Genomic DNA, 16788 nt, shown 5'->3' with positions numbered 1-16788 from the left:
GTCATGAGAAAGCCCATATAAATGGGTAATGTACAAGTTGCTGTAGAAGCATGTTTAATTCGTCTGATCACAGATACTTTATAAAGTATTTTAATACTTTTTTGAATCCGTCAATGCGTAAGTCCTAATTTATTATTATGTGGCTGAAATTGACCGCAGAATAGTCGGTGTGGTGGCTTATATAGCACCTGTACATTTCATGCATTTTTTCTTGAATAAGGCTTATCAAGGTCAAGGTTACGGTCGCCAAATGTGGCGCTTTTTAGAAAAACATATTCGTAGCCAAGGTCATCAATCTATTACTGTAAAATCCAGTTTATATGCTTTGGATATTTATAAACGCTTCGGTTTTGTTGAAATGGGCGAATACACTGAGGAAAATGGCATTCGTTTTATTCCCATGCGAAAAGACTACTTAGCTGAAATTTAAACCATCTAAAAACAATCCAAACTTTCCGCTATTCACCTTCACTCCATTTTTAATTAGTCATGCCTTTTACTTAGGCATAGAATTGGTTCACTTTTGTTATATATGCAAATCATTTTATGGCAATCAGCTGGATCTTTTTCACCTTAATGGCTGCATTTATGCAGGCATGGCGTAATGCATTTCAAAAACAGCTGAGCACTACGGTCGATGTTTGGGGGGTCACGCTGGCACGGTTTATCTTTGCCTTGCCCTTTGCAATAATCTATCTGTCCAGTCTTTATCACTTCAAGCCCGTTGAAAATATTATCCATTTTACTCCCAGGTTTTGGGTCTATATTGTGATTGCTGGTTCAAGCCAGATTTTAGCGACTGCCTTGATGGTGAAGCTGTTTCAACAAAAAAATTATGCGATTGGGGTCGGTTTGGCTAAAAGTGAAGCCATTCTTGCCGCCGTCATTGGTGTCGTGTTTTTAGCCGATCATTTATCGGTACTGGCCTGGATCGGTGTGGTACTCGGTGCTTATGCTGTATTCCTGCTGAGTAAAGGCCAGCAGATCAGTGGATTTTCTGCCCAGACCTTAGCGATTGGAATCGGCAGCGGCTTAAGTTTTGCGATTACCTCACTCTTGGTCAGGGAGGCGAGTCTGGAGCTAAGCACATTGCCAACTGTCCATCGTGCTGCATGGGTACTGCTGATGGTCATCAGTTTTCAATGCATCAGTATGCTGATCTATCTGAGTCTATTTAGCCGCCAGACTTTAGTGGCCATGTGGCAACGCTTGAGATTAACCTTTAAAGTCAGCGTGTGCAGCTTTATGGCATCGCTGGGCTGGTTTACTGCCATGAGCATGATGAGTGTGCCCGTTGTCAAAACACTAGGTCAAATCGAGATTTTATTTAGTATGCTGATTTCTGCATATTTCTTTAAGGAGAAACTGGCACGTGCCGAGCATTGGGGGCTGGGCTTGGTGGTGATCGCTGCGATTTTGGTCATTTGGGCTTAATGCTGACTCCATCTTGATAAAAAAAAGCCACTGATGATGATCAGTGGCTTTTTCCTTTTTTGAGCAGTTTAAGCTGCAATAAATGCCTGAACTGCCTGATTGAACGCTTCAGGTTGCTCGACATTGGAAATATGCGATGCATTGATTTCAAACAGTTGGCTATTGGCAATGCTGGCTTGCATCGACTGACCATCAGCAACAGTCGTTACAGGATCTTGCTGACCTGCCACAATCAATACAGGAACTGAAATTGTCTTTAACTGTTCACGTAAATCCGCTTTAGCCAAAGCTTCACAGCAACTCGCATAACCTTCCGGGCTGCCAGCTCCAAGGTCGTTTGAAAGTTCTGCAACAATTGCTGCGTTGCTTTGAATAAAGGGTTCGGTAAACCAGCGTGATGCTGCGGTCGATGCAATCGGTGCCAAGCCTTGCTCACGCACCAGTGCAGCACGTTCCAGCCAGGCCTGTTCCTGACCAATTTTGGCTGCCGTATTACACACAATCACTTGGTTAAAGCGTTCTGGGCGGTTAATTGCCAGCCATTGACCAGTCAGACCCCCCATGGAAATGCCACAGAAAGCAGCTTTCTGGATATTTAAATGATCCAGTAGATTCACTACATCTTGACCCAGTTGATCCAGGGTATATGGCCCTTGTGGTGCGCTCGAGCCACCGTGACCACGGGTGTCATAACACACCACGAAATAATCTTTCTGGAAAAATTCAATTTGTGGCTGCCACATGCTGAATTTGGTGCCCAATGAATTGGAGAACACAATTGCAGGCTTAGAGGTATCCCCAAAAGTCTGGTAATTAACTTGTGCATCGTTAGATGTAAATGTTGGCATTAAAATCCCTCCCGACCTCCCTTTAAAAAAGGGAGGGGAAATTTTTATTAAGTGATCGTGCTTTTAGACGCGTTCGATAATCAAAGCAATACCTTGACCGACACCAATACACATTGAACATAGTGCATATTGACCGCCAGTTTGTTCCAGCTGGTTCAAGGCAGTGGTCACCAGACGTGCACCAGAGGCGCCGAGTGGATGACCCAATGCAATTGCGCCACCGTTCGGATTGACTTTTTCCGAGCCGTCTTCAATGCCTAGATCACGGGTACATGCCAGTGCTTGGGCCGCAAAAGCTTCATTCAGCTCGATCACATCCATCTGCTCTAGCGTTAAGCCGGTTTGAGCAAGTAGCTTTTTGATGGCAGGTGCCGGACCAAAGCCCATGATGCGCGGCTCAACACCCACAACAGTTGAGCCAATAATTTTGGCACGTGGTTTTAAACCGTATTGCGCAATCGCTTCATCAGATGCAATCAGTAGGGCGGCAGCACCATCGTTAATGCCTGAAGCATTACCGGCTGTGACCGTGCCGTCTGCTTTGACCACAGGTTTTAGTTTTGCCAGAGCTTCTGCTGTTGTAGAGGCACGTGGATGTTCATCTTTATCTACGACCACCGGATCGCCTTTACGTTGTGGAATCACCACCGGAATGATTTCTTTATCAAAGAAACCTTTGGCTTGTGCTGCTGCTGTACGTTGCTGGCTGCTCAGGGCAAATTTGTCCTGATCTTCACGGTTAATCCCGAACTGTTCAGCAACATTTTCAGCCGTTTGCGGCATGGTTTCTACGCCGTACATGTCTTTGAGTTTCGGGTTAATGAAACGCCAGCCCATGGTGGTATCTTCGATTTTCTGACTACGGCCATAGGCGGTTTCTGATTTACCCATGACAAAGGGTGCACGAGACATTGACTCGACACCACCGGCAATAATCAGATGGGCTTCACCCGCTTTAATCGCACGTGCAGCCATGGAGATAGTATCTAGCGATGAACCACATAGGCGGTTGACTGTAGTTGCAGGCACTTGATAAGGCACACCTGCAAGCAGCGCTGACATACGGCCAACGTTACGGTTATCTTCACCGGCCTGGTTGGCACAGCCATAGATCACATCATCGACCTGTTCCCAGTTCACCGATGGATTACGTTCTATTAAGGCTTTGATTGGAAGTGCACCGAGATCATCAGTACGAACAGGAGCGAGGCCACCGGCATAACGGCCGAATGGGGTGCGGATGGCATCGATAATATAGGCGTTTTTCATGTTTTTACTTTCCAAATCTTTGAATCCCTCCCAACCTCCCTTTACTAAAGGGAGGCGTTTTTCCCGGAATTTAAAGGGTGAAAGTCCCTCCTTTAATAAAGGAGGGATTTAGGGAGGATTTATGAATTAGTTTTGAGTCGCATCAATCAGCTTGGCGCCAGTCAATGACTGCAATTCTTCGAATGACAGACCTTCGACTTTCTCAATCACTTTCATGCCTTCGCTGGTGATATCAATCACACACAGGTCGGTATAGATACGATCCACACATTTCAAACCAGTCGCCGGATAAGACAGTTCAGCCACAATTTTTGGCTCGCCTTTCTTCGTGACGTGATCGGTGGTGATGAAAACTTTCTTGGCACCCACAGCCAAATCCATTGCACCGCCCACAGCCGGAATCGCATCCGGTGCGCCAGTATGCCAGTTGGCCAGATCACCATTTTCAGCAATCTGGAAGGCACCCAATACCGCGATGTCTAAATGACCGCCACGCATCATCGCGAAGGAATCACCATGATGGAAGAATGAACCCCCTTCCAGTAAGGTTACGAATTCTTTACCAGCATTGATCAGCTCTGGATCACGGTCTTCTTCAGCAGGAGGAGGACCAAAAGCCAACAGGCCATTTTCAGAATGCAGGAATACATCTTTATCTGAAGGCAGGTAGCTGGAAATTTTGGTTGGCAAGCCGATGCCCAGGTTGACATAAGCACCATCAGGAATGTCTTGTGCCACACGTTCAGCGATCTGGTCACGGGTCAGTTTGCTATAGCTCATTATTTATCTCCGATGCCAATTATTGTGCAGGTTTAACTTGAACAACGTGTTGAACAAAAATTCCAGGGGTAATGATGTGCTCTGGATCCAGTGCACCGAGTTCCACGACTTCAGACACCTGAGCAATGGTGATATCTGCGGCCATCGCCATGATCGGGCCAAAGTTACGGGCAGATTTGCGATATACCAGATTGCCCCAACGGTCGCCTTTAGAGGCTTTGATCAAAGCAAAATCTGCTTTAATTGGATTTTCTAAAACGAAGTCTTTGCCTTCGTAATTTAAAGTCGGTTTGCCTTCAGCCAGCAAGGTACCAAAACCGGTAGGCGTGTAGATTGGACCTAAGCCCATACCTGCGGCCTGAATACGGCAAGCCAGATTACCTTGCGGCACCAGTTCCAGTTCGATCTTACCTGCACGGTAAAGTTCATCGAATACCCAGGAATCCGACTGACGCGGGAAAGAGCAAATGATTTTACGTACAGCCCCGGCTTTCAGCAGTTTCGCCAAACCGTAGTCGCCATTGCCGGCATTATTATTGACGATAATTAAGTCTTTGATACCCAATTCGATCAGACCATCAATCAGTTCAGCAGGCTGACCCGCTGTACCGAAACCACCAATCATGATGGTTGAACCATCTTTGATCTGGGAGAGTGCTTCTTTCAATGATAATGAACTTTTATCTATCATAATCTGGTCCTTTCATATCCTAAACTTATGGATGTCTTTAAACTCATTTTGAATCTGATGCTGCAAGCGAAACAGCGTTACGGTCTTTTTGTGACAATACAAAGTGCGCCACCAAACCAATACAAATCCCCCAAAAGACTGAGCTCAGTCCAAGGAACTGCATACCAGATGCAGTCGCCAAAAATGTGATCAGGGCAGCATCACGTTGTGATTCTTTGCCCATTGCAACGGAAATATTGGTGGCAATTGCACCGAGCAATGCCAGTCCGGCCAGAGCCGCAATTAATTCTTTAGGCATCAGGCTAAAGAGCATGACGATGCTGCCGGCAAATAAACCGCCTAAAATATAGAAAATCCCATTCGCGATACCGGCGATATAACGTTTTTCTTTCAGCTCATGTGCATCTTTACCCAAACATAAAGCAGCCGTGATTGAGGCCAGTACAATGGTAATACCGCCTACACAGGCCACCGCAAGCGAAGCAATACTGGTCACACTAATAATAGGTTTGGCCGGCATGTCATAACCGCTGAGCTTGATAATGCTCATGCCTGGTAAAAACTGGCCAGAAAGACTGACTAAAATCAACGGTAGTGCCAGATTCAAGGTAGAGTTCCAGGTCCATTCCGGGGCAATAAATTGTGGAATCGCCAAGCTAAAATCAGCGTTCACCGGGTTAATTTTACCCAGTAACAGACTTAAAACCACACCTGCCACCAATACCCAAACCATGGCATAGCGTGGGCTGAAACGCTTGGCCAGTAAAAATACTGCCAGCATGCCAAACACAATGTAGGGCATGGTATCGGTTGCCGTAAACAGACCTAAACCAAACTGCAATAAAATCCCGGCCATCATTCCGGCAGCGACTTCCTGAGGAATCCAGGACAGCAGTTTGTCGAAATAACCGGTGATCCCAATTAAAAAAATCACCACGGCAGAGGTGATGTAGGCAGCGACCGCTTCATTGAGTGAAATATCAGGAAAAAGCGTGACTAATAAAGCCGTTCCAGGTGCAGACCAGGCAGTCACCACCGGTATTTTGTATTTAATCGATAAGAAAATACCGGCAAGTGCAGCACCAATAGAAATGCCCCAAATCCAAGAAATCATCATGTCTGGGGAAACTTGGGCTTGTTGAGCAGCCTGGAAAAAAATGATTAGTGGACCTGAATAGGAAATCAGCACTGCTAAAAATCCTGCAACAGTCGCTGAAATTGACCAATCATTTTTTAAACTGTGAAACAGGTTATTCATTGGTGATGTGCCTCCTTGCGTCAAACCATGATCCTGTTAAAAAAGTCATGATCAGGACTTAGCCCTGATCACCACCACCGACCGGTACGACAGTACCAGTCATATACGATGATTCATCCGAAGCCAGGAATACAATTGCATTCACTTGTTCCTGAATCGTACCGTAGCGACCCATAAAAGTACGGTCAATGGTCTGATCAACCACTTGCTGCATCCAGTCTTTTTCTGACTCAGTCAGTGGATTGGCATTGCGTGGCACTTTACGCGGTGGTGCTTCGGTACCGCCAGTTGCGATCGCATTAACACGGATTCCATCTTTGGCATGTTCAAAGGCAAGGGAAGCGGTCAGACCGTTCACACCACCTTTAGATGCTGAATATGGAACACGGTTAATCCCTCGTGTGGCAATAGAAGATACGTTTACAATTGTACCTTTCTGATTTTGAATCATTTCTGGAAGAACTGCACGGCAGCACCACAGCGTTGGGAACAGTGAGCGGTTCACCTCCTTGATAATTTCCTCTTCAGAAAATTCTTCAAAAGGCTTCATCCAAATCGCGCCGCCAACGTTGTTAATCAGGACATCGACACGGCCATAAGTTTGCAGCGCTTTGGCGACAACAGATTCTGCGCCGGCAAAGGTTTCCAGATTGGCTTTGACAGTAATCGCATCACCGCCAGTGGCTTCAATTTCAGCCAGAACTTCCTCGACAAAAGGGGAAAGATCCGCCATGACGACTTGTGCGCCTTCGCTTGCCACTTGCAGCGCTACACCGCGCCCGATGCCTTGGGCAGCACCGGTCACGATCACGACTTTATTTTCAAATCTTTTTGCACGGTTCATTCTATTCTCCGGTTCAGTCTGAACTTAGTTTGCAGAGAATTTTTCAAACAGGAAGTTTGCAGGTTTAACGCCTTCAGCATCTAACCAGCCGCGAACTGCTTCAACCATTGGCACAGGACCACACAGATAAATATCCACATCACCCGCATTGAGCCATTCTTTTTCGATATGACCGGTCACATAGCCTTTACGCTCATGATTAGATTCTGGATTTGCAATCACAGTACGGTATTCGAACCAAGGGAATTTATCTTGCAGCTCATTTAGTTTTTCAATCGCCACCAGGTCAAAATCATTGGTCACACCAAACACCAGACGCACTGGATGTTCTGAACCTTTTTCTTCTAAGACTTGCAGCATCGACATAAACGGCGCGATCCCTGTACCACCCGCCAGCATCAGCACTGGACGGGTCACATTACGCAGGTAGAAGCTACCAAATGGACCCGTGAAAGTCATTTTGTCGCCAGCTTTGGCATTGACGCTTAAAAATTCACTCATTTTACCGTTTGGCACGTTACGTACCACAAACCCGGTTAAACGGTTACCTGGTTTTGAACTGAATGAATAAGAACGGGTTTCAGTCGTTCCCGGGATACCGACATTGACATATTGACCTGCAAGGAAGTGAATGTCTGCCTGACCTTCGTCTAACTGAATATCAAAAGTAATAGTCGAGTCAGATAAGTTCTCTACGCGTGCCAAAGTACCCTGGAAGGCATGAATTTCAGTTTTGCAGACCTCAGAAGATGCCTGAATCTGGAATACTGCATCTGAAGTTGGTTTACATTGACAAGCCAGAATAAAGCCTTCAGCGGCTTCTTCAGGCGTTAATGCATCTTCAATATAAGTTTCTTCAGGCATGTCATACGAACCTGATTCACAAAACGCACGACACGTTCCACAAGCACCATCACGGCAGTCCAAAGGAATATTGATCTTTTGACGGTAAGCTGCGTCTGATAGTGTTTCTCCGTCAGAAACAGAAATAAAACGTGTAACGCCATCTTCAAATTGAAGTGCAACATTGTGGTTTGACATGGCTGAATATCCTATATAAATCTTTGTAACTGAGCCTTTCAGTCAATTTTCCATCTGACTGAAAGGCTTAACCTGGCTGTATGAACAGTCTTAGAGGTGATAAATATCGATGACCTGGTTGATGTAATCGTTTTTCAGTACCACGTATTTGCTTAAAATTTGTGGTTTATCGCCTGAAAAGTCGATTTCATAACGTGACATACCGAAGTAGCTGTAGCTGTTTTTGTAACGGAAACTCAAAGTGTTCCAGTTAAAACGTACCGTCACTTTGTCACCATCACGTTCTACAATTTCAATATTGCTGAGGTTATGGCAGGTACGTGTGTCCGGCATGGTTGCAGACGAACGTTCAGTCTTGATACGGAACACACGGTCTTCAAGTCCTTGACGGTCCGGGTAGTAAATCAACGAGATTTCAGACTGTGGATCTGTGGTCAGTTTGTCGTCATCATCCCAGGCTGGCATCCAGAAAGACGCAGTAGGGGCATAACAAGTTAACCAGTCATCCCATTGCTCATCATCTAAAAAGCGTGCTTCCTGATACAGGAACTGCGCAATATTTTCTAAAGTGATGTCGCTCATGCGTTTTCTCCTTCAGTCGATGCTGCAATTTCTTTCTCGGACGCAATACCTTTCTTGATCAGTTCTAACCAGTATTGATGCTGAGCCAGATACAGACCTTCATCTTCAGTTTTAATACCAGACAGTTTTGGTTTTAAACCGATTTCGTTCGCTGCATCGTCCGGACCATGGATCCAGTGTTTTGAACCGCGACACATATCGTTCCATTCCAGCGCGATACCGGCATAACCGGCCTGACAGGCACGGAATTCTTCAAGATCGTCTGGCGTTGCCATACCTGATGCGTTAAAGAAATCCTCATACTGACGGATACGACGTGTACGCGCTTCAGGCTCTTCACCGACAGGCGCGATACAGTAGATGGTCACTTCAGTCTTATCGACAGAAATCGGGCGCAGTACACGAATTTGTGAACCGAACTGATCCATGAAGTAAACGTTTGGATAGATACACAGGTTACGTGAACGTTCGATCATCCATTTCGCCATGGCTTCGCCATATTGCTCGGTGTATTCATCTTTCTTGGCAAAGTTAGGACGGTCTTCCGGGTTGGCCCATTGCGTCCAAAGTAGCATGTGACCATGTTCAAAGCCGTAAGAACCACCGCCTTGTTTGCCCCATGAACCTGCGCTCATGGCACGGATATTGTCACCCGCTTCTTTTTCTTTACGTTGCTGGGTCGTGGCAGCATAGTTCCAGTGTACAGCAGACACGTGATAACCATCGGCACCGTTTTCAGCAGTCAACTTCCAGTTGCCTTCATAGGTATAAGTTGAAGAACCACGTAATACTTCCAGACCTTGCTCAGACTGACCCACGATCATGTCAATGATTTTGGTTGCTTCACCCAGGTATTCTTCCAGAGAAGGAACATCCGGATTCAAACTACCAAACAGGAAGCCTTTATAGTTTTCAAAGCGCGCTACTTTTTTCAGGTCATGTGAACCGTCTTTATTAAAACAGTCTGAATAACCTGCCTCAGCCGGGTCTTTAACCTTTAATAACTTACCGGAGTTATTGAAAGTCCAGCCATGGAATGGGCAAGTATAGGTCGCTTTATTGCCTTTCTTGTTACGGCACAACTGTGCACCGCGATGCGAACAGGCATTAATCATTGCATTGAGTTCACCTTGACGGTTACGTGCAATGATAATGGGTTGACGGCCCATATAAGTGGTATAGAAATCGTTGTTGTTTGGAATCTGGCTTTCATGTGCCAGATAAACCCAGTTGCTTTCAAAGATGTATTTCATCTCCAGGTCAAACAGGGCTTGATCTGTGAATACTGAACGGTGCAGTTTAAATTCACCAGATTCAAAATCATCCACCAGCAATTCGTCAATGCGATCTAAATGGCTGGTGTTAATTACGGGAATACGAGGCATGTCCTTTCTCCGACTTTCCTGGGGGGAAGTCAGCGGGATATATCTTTGAAACATACCCCGCTTCTATAGTTGTATTAAGCGCTAGCGCGGCGACGATCAACTTCAGTCGTTGGTGCAGCAGCTTGTTCTTTGACAAGTTCAATATCGAACTGGATGTGTTTGAAAGGACCTTTTAAGCCACGTTTTGCAATTTCAGCTTCATCAGTCACATCCACCGCAGTTGCCACCAGGCCTTCACGGGTTGCGAATGCAAAGTCATCCCACAGGTACTGGTCGCCTTCGATGTTGAATTGAGTGGTCAGCTTGCGGTAGCCCGGTGCAGATACGAAGTAATGCACATGCGATGGACGGTTACCGTGACGGCCTAATTTGTCCAGTACAAACTGAGTTGTACCTTCTGGAGGGCAGCCATAACCGACCGGCATTGTTGTGAGTGCAACGTATTTGCCGTCTTGGTCACTGAAGATAGAGCGACGTAAGTTGAAATCAGACTGTGACTTATCAAAGAATGAATAGTTCCCTAGGCTGTTGGCATGCCAAATTTCAACTTTAGCGCCTTCGATGATATTGCCTTCAGTATCCGTCACTGTCCCTTCAATGATCAACGTTGGGATTTTGTCTGATTCAGAACCATCATCCATACGTGCAAAGCCAACTGACTCTGGTGCACCTGAGACATAAAGTGGGCCTTCAATGGTACGTGGTGTACCACCGCTAATTCCTGCTTTTGCATCTGCTTCATCAGCACGTAGGTCCAAGTAATGCTCTAGACCCAAACCTGCAGCCAATAGACCTAGCTCGTTTGCTTGGCCTGCATCAGTAAAGTATTCAAGACCTTTCCACAATTCAGTTTGTGAAATATCAAGATCTTCGATCGCCTGGAAAAGATCACCGAGTAAACGTACAGTAATTTGCTGTACACGCTCATCTACAGGACCTGTCGCAGTGTCGACATTCATTTGTTTTACTAATGCATCAATTTCTTGGCGATTCATACTATTACTCCTCAGTATATCTACATTCTTTTATGTGGCGCGCTGTTTAGCTTGCTCTGGCTGGCTAAATCTTGCTGGCCACAATCCTTGTTTGGTTACCCTCTGGTCTTGCTGTGAGAGGGGGAATAACGTTATTCCCCAATTCCCATATTCTTAATTAGCTGTCGTCATCACGAATAGAAGAAGGGTGACGATTCAATGCCATCACTTCGATCTTCATATAAGGATAGAGTGGCAGGCCCTGAAGCAGGCTGTGCAATTCTTCATTGCTTTCAACATCAAAAATACTGATGTTTGAATACTGGCCAGTGATTCGCCAGATATGGCGCCATTTACCCTGACGTTGCAAGTCGTGGGAATAGGCTTTTTCAATGGCCTTGATTTCATTGGCCTGTTCCACTGGCATATCCTGTGGAATGTTCACGTCCATCCGTACATGGAAAAGCATGGGTATCTCCTCGAATTATTGACGACGCAAGTTGTCAATCTTGTTTTCATCCAACTCAATCCCCAGACCAGATCCTTTCGGAATCTCAAGTTCAAAGTTTTGATAGTTGAGTGGGGTTTTCAAAATATCTTCAGTCAGTAGCAAAGGACCAAACAGTTCAGTACCAAAAGCTAATGTTTCAAAGGTTGAAAATACATGTGCCGAAGCAATCGTGCCGACCGGACCTTCCAGCATGGTGCCGCCGTACAGATCGATTCCTGCAAGTTTGGCAATATTTCCGACTTCACAACCTTCGATCAGACCACCTGACTGGGCAACTTTCACTGCAAAAACAGATGAACCGTTTTGTTTTGCAATTTCATAGGCTGAATGTGGGCCCATTAAAGATTCGTCTGCCATGATGGCAATATCAAAACGTCGGGTGAGACGGCGCATTGCATCGAGGTTATCAATCGCACATGGCTGCTCAATCAGATCAACACCGCCGTCTTGCAGCAACTGAATTCCTTTAATGGCGTCTAATTCTGACCAGGCACGGTTGACATCGACACGAATCGAAATGTCTTTGCCCAGGGCTTTTTTAATCGCCAGCACATGCTCAACATCTTCTTCAACTGGGCGGGAACCAATTTTGAGTTTGAAAATGTTATGGCGTTTTGCTGCAATCATTTTTTCTGCTTCAGCAATATCTTTTTCTGTATTGCCTGAAGCCAAGACCCAAAGCACTGGAATACTGTCACGTAAGCGGCCACCTAAGACTTCACTGAGCGGCTGCTGCATGCGCTGTGCCTGAATATCTAGCAGGGCAGTCTGAATCGCGCATTTGGCAAAACGGTTACCATTAATATTCTTTTTGATCGCTTGTAATGTTTGTGCAACATTTAAACCGGATAATGTCTTTAAAAGGGGGGCGAAATAAGTTTCAATATTGACTTTAACGCTTTCCGGGCTTTCATCACCATAACCTAAGCCGCCGATCGTCGTTGCCTCACCCCAACCGATATAACCATCTTCAGTGGTGATTTTAACTAAGACCAGGGTCTGGGTTTGCATCGTCGCCACAGCCATCTTGTGAGGGCGAATGGTCGGGATTTCTACCAGCAAGGTTTCAACTGACTTATACATAATACGGATTCACATTCTTGCTTTAATGCTTCGATTTGATATACCTTAAAAGAATAATGTTGATTGGTCTAAGATCGATTTAGCATTTTTTTATACTTTAAAGGTATTCTAGATCATGGAACTTAGACATTTACGCTATTTTGTTGCAGTGGTAGAAGAGCAAAGTTTTACTAAAGCGGCAGAAAAACTATTTATTGCTCAGCCTCCTTTAAGCAGACAGATCCAAAACCTTGAAGCAGAGCTGGATATTCAGTTATTTGAGCGTGGTAGCCGTCCATTGAAGACCACAGAAGCAGGTCAGTTCTTCTATCAGCACGCTGTTAAACTTTTGTCTAATGCGGAAGAGATTAAGTCGATGACCAAGCGCATCGGCATTGCAGATCGCACCATTACCATCGGTTTTGTTGGTTCTTTATTGTTCGGTTTGCTGTCGCGTATTCTGTTTTTGTTTAAACAGCAGCATCCTTATCTCAAAATCGAGATGATGGAAATGAATACTTATGAACAGATTCAGGCCCTCAAAGAAGGCCGTATAGATGTCGGTTTTGGCCGCTTAAGAATCTCGGATCCGGCCATAAAGCGGGTGTTGTTGCGTGAAGAGCGTCTAGTAGTGGCAGCGCATGCCAGTCATGTATTGGCTCAACGTGAGAGCCTACATTTATCTGAACTGGTCGATCAGCAGTTGTTTTTATATCCGAATACGGGAAAGGCTAATTTTGCCACCCAGGTGCGCGGCATATTTTCTGAGTATGGATTAGAGCCTAAAAATCTGCGGATTGTACGCGAATTGCAGCTGGCACTCGGTTTTGTAGCGGCGGGAGAGGGTGTTTGTATCGCGCCGGAAAGTGCACAAAATATTAAATTGGCCCATCTCAACTTTATACCTTTAGCAGATGCATTTGCTGTGAGTCCTGTATTTATGGCCATGCGTAATATGGATGAAAGTGAATATATCCGCTACCTATTTGATGCTGTCTATCAAGTCTATGATCTTGAAGCATTAAAGTATGATCGTTCGGTGTTTTAAGTCCAATCAATCCTCTCAAGAGGAACAGCAATCAGCAGCTCTTGGCAAGTTTATCGGCCTATGTTAAAAAATATTCCACGATTCAATAATATATTTTTTAATTAATTTAAATGCTTAGCCTGAATCAGACTTTATAGGTATAAAGGCATGCCTATTGAGTTTTGGACATTCTGCTGCATCTTCTTCATTGTGGCATTCATTGAATGAACTTCACAATATGGAGGTGGAGATGTCTACAAATAAGGTGAATATAAATACGCTGATTGATGAAGCTAAATTCACTCCCTTTCATTGGGGCGTCCTAATCTGGTGTCTGCTGATCATTATTTTTGATGGTTATGACTTGGTGATCTATGGCGTCGCATTGCCTCTGTTGATGCAAGAATGGGGCTTAAGTGCAGTACAAGCAGGTCTGTTGGCCAGTACCGCACTTTTTGGCATGATGTTTGGTGCCATGACTTTTGGAACCTTGTCCGATAAGTTAGGTCGTAAAAAAACCATTATGATGTGCGTGGCTATTTTTAGCGGATTCACTTTTATTGGGGCGTTTGCGACCTCTCCGGTTGAATTTGGGATTTTACGTTTCTTGGCGGGCTTAGGTATTGGCGGGGTGATGCCAAACGTGGTCGCACTGATGACCGAATATGCGCCTAAACGTATCCGTAGTACCCTAGTGGCTTTAATGTTTAGTGGTTATGCGATTGGTGGAATGACGTCGGCACTCTTAGGTGCATGGCTGGTGCCACAATTTGGCTGGAAAATCATGTTCCTGTTAGCCGGTATTCCACTGTTGCTTTTGCCAGTTATCTGGAAATACTTGCCAGAATCACTGATGTACCTGACCAACAAAAATCAGACCTCCCAAGCGCACGATATTATTCAAAAAATATCTCCGGAACAGGTCATTACCCATGATACTCAATTTGTACTGAATGAAGTGCAGAAAGGTGATGAAGCGCCATTAAAAGCACTTTTCCAACAGGGCCGCAGTTTCAGTACGTTCATGTTCTGGCTAGCGTTCTTTATGTGCCTGTTAATGGTATACGCATTGGGCAGCTGGTTGCCAAAACTGATGATTCAGGCCGGTTACTCGCTTGGTGCCAGCATGATCTTCCTGTTTGCCTTAAATATTGGTGGCATGATCGGTGCAATCGGTGGTGGATATCTGGCAGATCGCTTCCATATCAAGAAAGTACTGACCATCATGTTCTTATGTGGTGCGCTGGCCCTGATTCTGCTTGGCTTTAACAGTCCGCAATTCGTCCTATACACCCTGATTGCTGTGGCGGGTGCTGCAACAATTGGCTCGCAAATTCTACTCTATACCTTTGTTGCACAATATTATCCATCGACTGTACGTTCTACAGGCATGGGCTGGGCATCAGGTATTGGACGTATTGGTGCGATTGTTGGTCCGGTATTGACTGGTGCTTTATTAACCATGAATTTACCGCATCAAATGAACTTCTTTGCTATTGCGATTCCTGGTGTGATTGCTGCACTTGCGATTTTCCTGGTCAACTTAAAGACCTCAGTAGATGCGCAAGCCCTTGCAAGATCTAGCATGAAGCCAAATCCTGTGGCTGAGAACGCGACCCAATAAGTTAAACTTCAATTAATCAATATAATATCGTCAATGATATAGATCGCCATCGTAACGGGTGGTGATCTGTTGCTAGAATCTAGTCGAACAATAAAAAGCGAGTTTAGGATGAACACGACACTATTCACCACAACAATCAATAAGCCAACACGAAAACACACGCTTTTGATGAGCATGATTGCAATCAGTATGGGGAGCATGAGCTTATCGGTTCAAGCACAAACCACGCAAAGCAGTCAGCAGGAAATTGAACAACTGCGCCAAGAAGTTCAGGCTCTACGCGCACTGGTTGAGCAACAGCAAAGACAGACGGCTGTGGTCACTGCACATGTTGCAGCAACACCTGCTCCAGCTAGCAAACCTGTCATGAAAATTGCCAGTGGTGCCGAATTTAATCTTTATGGAAATATTCGTGCCGATGCCTCTTATCAGGTAGAGGGAACCAGTCGAGATTTGCCATACAACCATATTAATGCTGTGGCATTAGAAGGAAATAATGAAAATAGTGATCGTTTAAGATCAACACTTTCTGCTACCCGCTTAGGAATGGACTTCAAAGCACCTGTCGGCGCTGGGGACAAAGCCCTGAGTGGTAAAGTTGAAGTAGACTTTCTGGGCGGTGCAAGCTTTGATAATTTACGTATCCGCCATGCTTATATCAGCTATGCCAACTGGTTAATTGGTCAAACCTGGTCAAACTTTGCTGTACCGGATTATATGCCAGAAACAGTGGATGCTTTGGCTTATGTAGGTGGCGCAGTAAAACGTACACCACAAGTGCGTTACACAACTAAGTTTAGCCCACAAACTAATTTAGTTGTTGCTGCGGAAGATCCAAAAGATAAATTAGTCAGTGATAAAGCGATTAATCAGCGTTTTCCAGCTTTAACTGCACGTTTAAACCATCAATTTGCAGATAATTTAAACGTAAGTGTTCGTGCAATGGGGCACGAAAAACGTATAGATACTGATGAAGAAATGGCATGGGGGGTAGGTGTTGGTACAAAATATGAAGTTGTACCAGGTACTACTATAAAAGCCGACTACTATCATGTGAAAGGTGATAATAGCTTTGTATCATTTGCAAACCCAGGCGTACTAGTTAAAGATGGTAATCTGATACAAAGCGAATTTGACTCGATTACGGTAGGTTTAACCCAGCAGTTTAATGACAAATTGCGTGGTACTTTGGGCTATGGCTATATGAAGTTTGATGATGATCAAGATTACATTAATGCTTTAAGTAACAAGAGTGCTGCGAATAAAGATTTTTGGCAGGCATGGGCCAATATATTCTATAGCCCACGTAAACCACTTAGCTTCGGTCTAGAATATGTCTATGGTGAACGTACAGCCTATGGCCCAGTTCTTAATGACAAAGAAGAAGCGATTAGCAGCCGTAAAGGTGAAGACAACCGGATCAATGCAGTGGCCATTTACAATTTCTAAGATGCTTGT

The 16788-nt window shown here is 45.0% G+C and carries 17 protein-coding genes; 5 read left to right on the top strand and 12 right to left on the bottom strand.

From position 1 onward, the window contains the following. Positions 1-139: 139 nt before the first annotated feature. Both FTV30_RS08065 and FTV30_RS08060 read left to right on the top strand, forming a co-directional pair. Positions 140-430: a GNAT family N-acetyltransferase gene (locus FTV30_RS08065; protein WP_005096971.1), complete on the top strand. Its 291-nt coding sequence runs from the start codon at positions 140-142 to the stop codon at positions 428-430. Positions 431-546: 116 nt separating this feature from the next. Continuing rightward, a complete protein-coding gene (locus FTV30_RS08060) occupies positions 547-1434 on the top strand; it encodes a DMT family transporter (protein WP_180001388.1) in 888 nt (295 codons plus the stop codon). A 68-nt stretch (positions 1435-1502) separates the two neighbouring features. Here FTV30_RS08060 and pcaD read toward each other — a convergent pair whose 3' ends face one another. The 12 genes from pcaD to FTV30_RS08000 all read right to left on the bottom strand — a co-directional run bounded on the left by pcaD (position 1503) and on the right by FTV30_RS08000 (position 12700). Continuing rightward, complete coding sequence (pcaD, locus tag FTV30_RS08055) at positions 1503-2282, bottom strand: 3-oxoadipate enol-lactonase (protein WP_180001387.1); 780 nt, start codon at positions 2280-2282, stop codon at positions 1503-1505. A gap of 63 nt (positions 2283-2345) precedes the next feature. Further along, entirely contained in the window at positions 2346-3551 is a 1206-nt protein-coding gene (gene pcaF / locus FTV30_RS08050; protein WP_005096966.1) for a 3-oxoadipyl-CoA thiolase, read from the bottom strand. A 126-nt stretch (positions 3552-3677) separates the two neighbouring features. After that, a complete protein-coding gene (locus FTV30_RS08045; protein ID WP_159515746.1) occupies positions 3678-4331 on the bottom strand; it encodes a 3-oxoacid CoA-transferase subunit B in 654 nt (217 codons plus the stop codon). A gap of 19 nt (positions 4332-4350) precedes the next feature. Next, on the bottom strand, positions 4351-5022 hold the full coding sequence (locus FTV30_RS08040; protein WP_005096964.1) for a 3-oxoacid CoA-transferase subunit A: 672 nt from the start codon (positions 5020-5022) through the stop codon (positions 4351-4353). A 43-nt stretch (positions 5023-5065) separates the two neighbouring features. Beyond that, the gene (gene benE / locus FTV30_RS08035) at positions 5066-6280 is read right to left on the bottom strand and encodes a benzoate/H(+) symporter BenE (RefSeq protein WP_180001386.1); all 1215 of its coding nucleotides are present in this window, start codon (positions 6278-6280) and stop codon (positions 5066-5068) included. A 58-nt stretch (positions 6281-6338) separates the two neighbouring features. Continuing rightward, complete coding sequence (benD, locus tag FTV30_RS08030; protein WP_005170810.1) at positions 6339-7124, bottom strand: benzoate diol dehydrogenase BenD; 786 nt, start codon at positions 7122-7124, stop codon at positions 6339-6341. A 24-nt stretch (positions 7125-7148) separates the two neighbouring features. Then, the gene (gene benC / locus FTV30_RS08025; protein ID WP_005170812.1) at positions 7149-8165 is read right to left on the bottom strand and encodes a benzoate 1,2-dioxygenase electron transfer component BenC; all 1017 of its coding nucleotides are present in this window, start codon (positions 8163-8165) and stop codon (positions 7149-7151) included. A 90-nt stretch (positions 8166-8255) separates the two neighbouring features. After that, positions 8256-8747 carry a benzoate 1,2-dioxygenase small subunit gene (benB, locus tag FTV30_RS08020; RefSeq protein ID WP_005170815.1) on the bottom strand — a complete coding sequence of 164 codons (492 nt, stop codon included), beginning with the start codon at positions 8745-8747 and terminating at the stop codon, positions 8256-8258. Beyond that, the gene (benA, locus tag FTV30_RS08015) at positions 8744-10132 is read right to left on the bottom strand and encodes a benzoate 1,2-dioxygenase large subunit (RefSeq protein WP_074382752.1); all 1389 of its coding nucleotides are present in this window, start codon (positions 10130-10132) and stop codon (positions 8744-8746) included. Before benA ends, benB begins: the two co-directional genes overlap by 4 nt. Before the next feature lie 74 nt (positions 10133-10206). Continuing rightward, a complete protein-coding gene (catA, locus tag FTV30_RS08010) occupies positions 10207-11127 on the bottom strand; it encodes a catechol 1,2-dioxygenase (RefSeq protein ID WP_005170822.1) in 921 nt (306 codons plus the stop codon). 157 nt (positions 11128-11284) lie between these two features. After that, on the bottom strand, positions 11285-11575 hold the full coding sequence (gene catC / locus FTV30_RS08005; protein WP_005170825.1) for a muconolactone Delta-isomerase: 291 nt from the start codon (positions 11573-11575) through the stop codon (positions 11285-11287). Between the two features lie 15 nt (positions 11576-11590). Continuing rightward, complete coding sequence (locus FTV30_RS08000; RefSeq protein ID WP_005170827.1) at positions 11591-12700, bottom strand: muconate/chloromuconate family cycloisomerase; 1110 nt, start codon at positions 12698-12700, stop codon at positions 11591-11593. A gap of 115 nt (positions 12701-12815) precedes the next feature. Between FTV30_RS08000 and FTV30_RS07995 the strand changes: the two genes are divergently transcribed. The 3 genes from FTV30_RS07995 (at position 12816) to FTV30_RS07985 (ending at position 16779) form a co-directional block, all read left to right on the top strand. After that, a complete protein-coding gene (locus FTV30_RS07995; RefSeq protein WP_005096953.1) occupies positions 12816-13727 on the top strand; it encodes a LysR family transcriptional regulator in 912 nt (303 codons plus the stop codon). Positions 13728-13956: 229 nt separating this feature from the next. Continuing rightward, positions 13957-15330, top strand: a complete 1374-nt coding sequence (locus FTV30_RS07990; protein ID WP_180001385.1) for an aromatic acid/H+ symport family MFS transporter — start codon at positions 13957-13959, stop codon at positions 15328-15330. Positions 15331-15438: 108 nt separating this feature from the next. Beyond that, a complete protein-coding gene (locus FTV30_RS07985; protein ID WP_180001384.1) occupies positions 15439-16779 on the top strand; it encodes a DcaP family trimeric outer membrane transporter in 1341 nt (446 codons plus the stop codon). Positions 16780-16788 lie beyond the last annotated feature (9 nt).

Source organism: Acinetobacter sp. YH12255 (assembly GCF_013417355.1).
GTDB lineage: Bacteria > Pseudomonadota > Gammaproteobacteria > Pseudomonadales > Moraxellaceae > Acinetobacter > Acinetobacter pseudolwoffii.
The sequence above is the reverse complement of the archived record's forward strand: the minus strand, read 5'-3'. Positions and strand labels throughout refer to the sequence as shown.

Excerpts from the sequence above, each read along its gene's own strand:
- FTV30_RS08045 (WP_159515746.1), bottom strand. The coding sequence starts at position 4,331 with ATGAGCTATAGCAAACTGACCCGTGACCAGATCGCTGAACGTGTGGCA.
- benC (WP_005170812.1), bottom strand. The coding sequence starts at position 8,165 with ATGTCAAACCACAATGTTGCACTTCAATTTGAAGATGGCGTTACACGT.
- FTV30_RS07985 (WP_180001384.1), top strand. The coding sequence starts at position 15,439 with ATGAACACGACACTATTCACCACAACAATCAATAAGCCAACACGAAAA.
- FTV30_RS08060 (WP_180001388.1), top strand. The coding sequence starts at position 547 with ATGGCAATCAGCTGGATCTTTTTCACCTTAATGGCTGCATTTATGCAG.
- benA (WP_074382752.1), bottom strand. The coding sequence starts at position 10,132 with ATGCCTCGTATTCCCGTAATTAACACCAGCCATTTAGATCGCATTGAC.
- benE (WP_180001386.1), bottom strand. The coding sequence starts at position 6,280 with ATGAATAACCTGTTTCACAGTTTAAAAAATGATTGGTCAATTTCAGCG.
- FTV30_RS07990 (WP_180001385.1), top strand. The coding sequence starts at position 13,957 with ATGTCTACAAATAAGGTGAATATAAATACGCTGATTGATGAAGCTAAA.
- benB (WP_005170815.1), bottom strand. The coding sequence starts at position 8,747 with ATGAGCGACATCACTTTAGAAAATATTGCGCAGTTCCTGTATCAGGAA.
- catA (WP_005170822.1), bottom strand. The coding sequence starts at position 11,127 with ATGAATCGCCAAGAAATTGATGCATTAGTAAAACAAATGAATGTCGAC.
- pcaD (WP_180001387.1), bottom strand. The coding sequence starts at position 2,282 with ATGCCAACATTTACATCTAACGATGCACAAGTTAATTACCAGACTTTT.
- FTV30_RS08000 (WP_005170827.1), bottom strand. The coding sequence starts at position 12,700 with ATGTATAAGTCAGTTGAAACCTTGCTGGTAGAAATCCCGACCATTCGC.
- pcaF (WP_005096966.1), bottom strand. The coding sequence starts at position 3,551 with ATGAAAAACGCCTATATTATCGATGCCATCCGCACCCCATTCGGCCGT.
- benD (WP_005170810.1), bottom strand. The coding sequence starts at position 7,124 with ATGAACCGTGCAAAAAGATTTGAAAATAAAGTCGTGATCGTGACCGGT.
- FTV30_RS07995 (WP_005096953.1), top strand. The coding sequence starts at position 12,816 with ATGGAACTTAGACATTTACGCTATTTTGTTGCAGTGGTAGAAGAGCAA.
- catC (WP_005170825.1), bottom strand. The coding sequence starts at position 11,575 with ATGCTTTTCCATGTACGGATGGACGTGAACATTCCACAGGATATGCCA.
- FTV30_RS08040 (WP_005096964.1), bottom strand. The coding sequence starts at position 5,022 with ATGATAGATAAAAGTTCATTATCATTGAAAGAAGCACTCTCCCAGATC.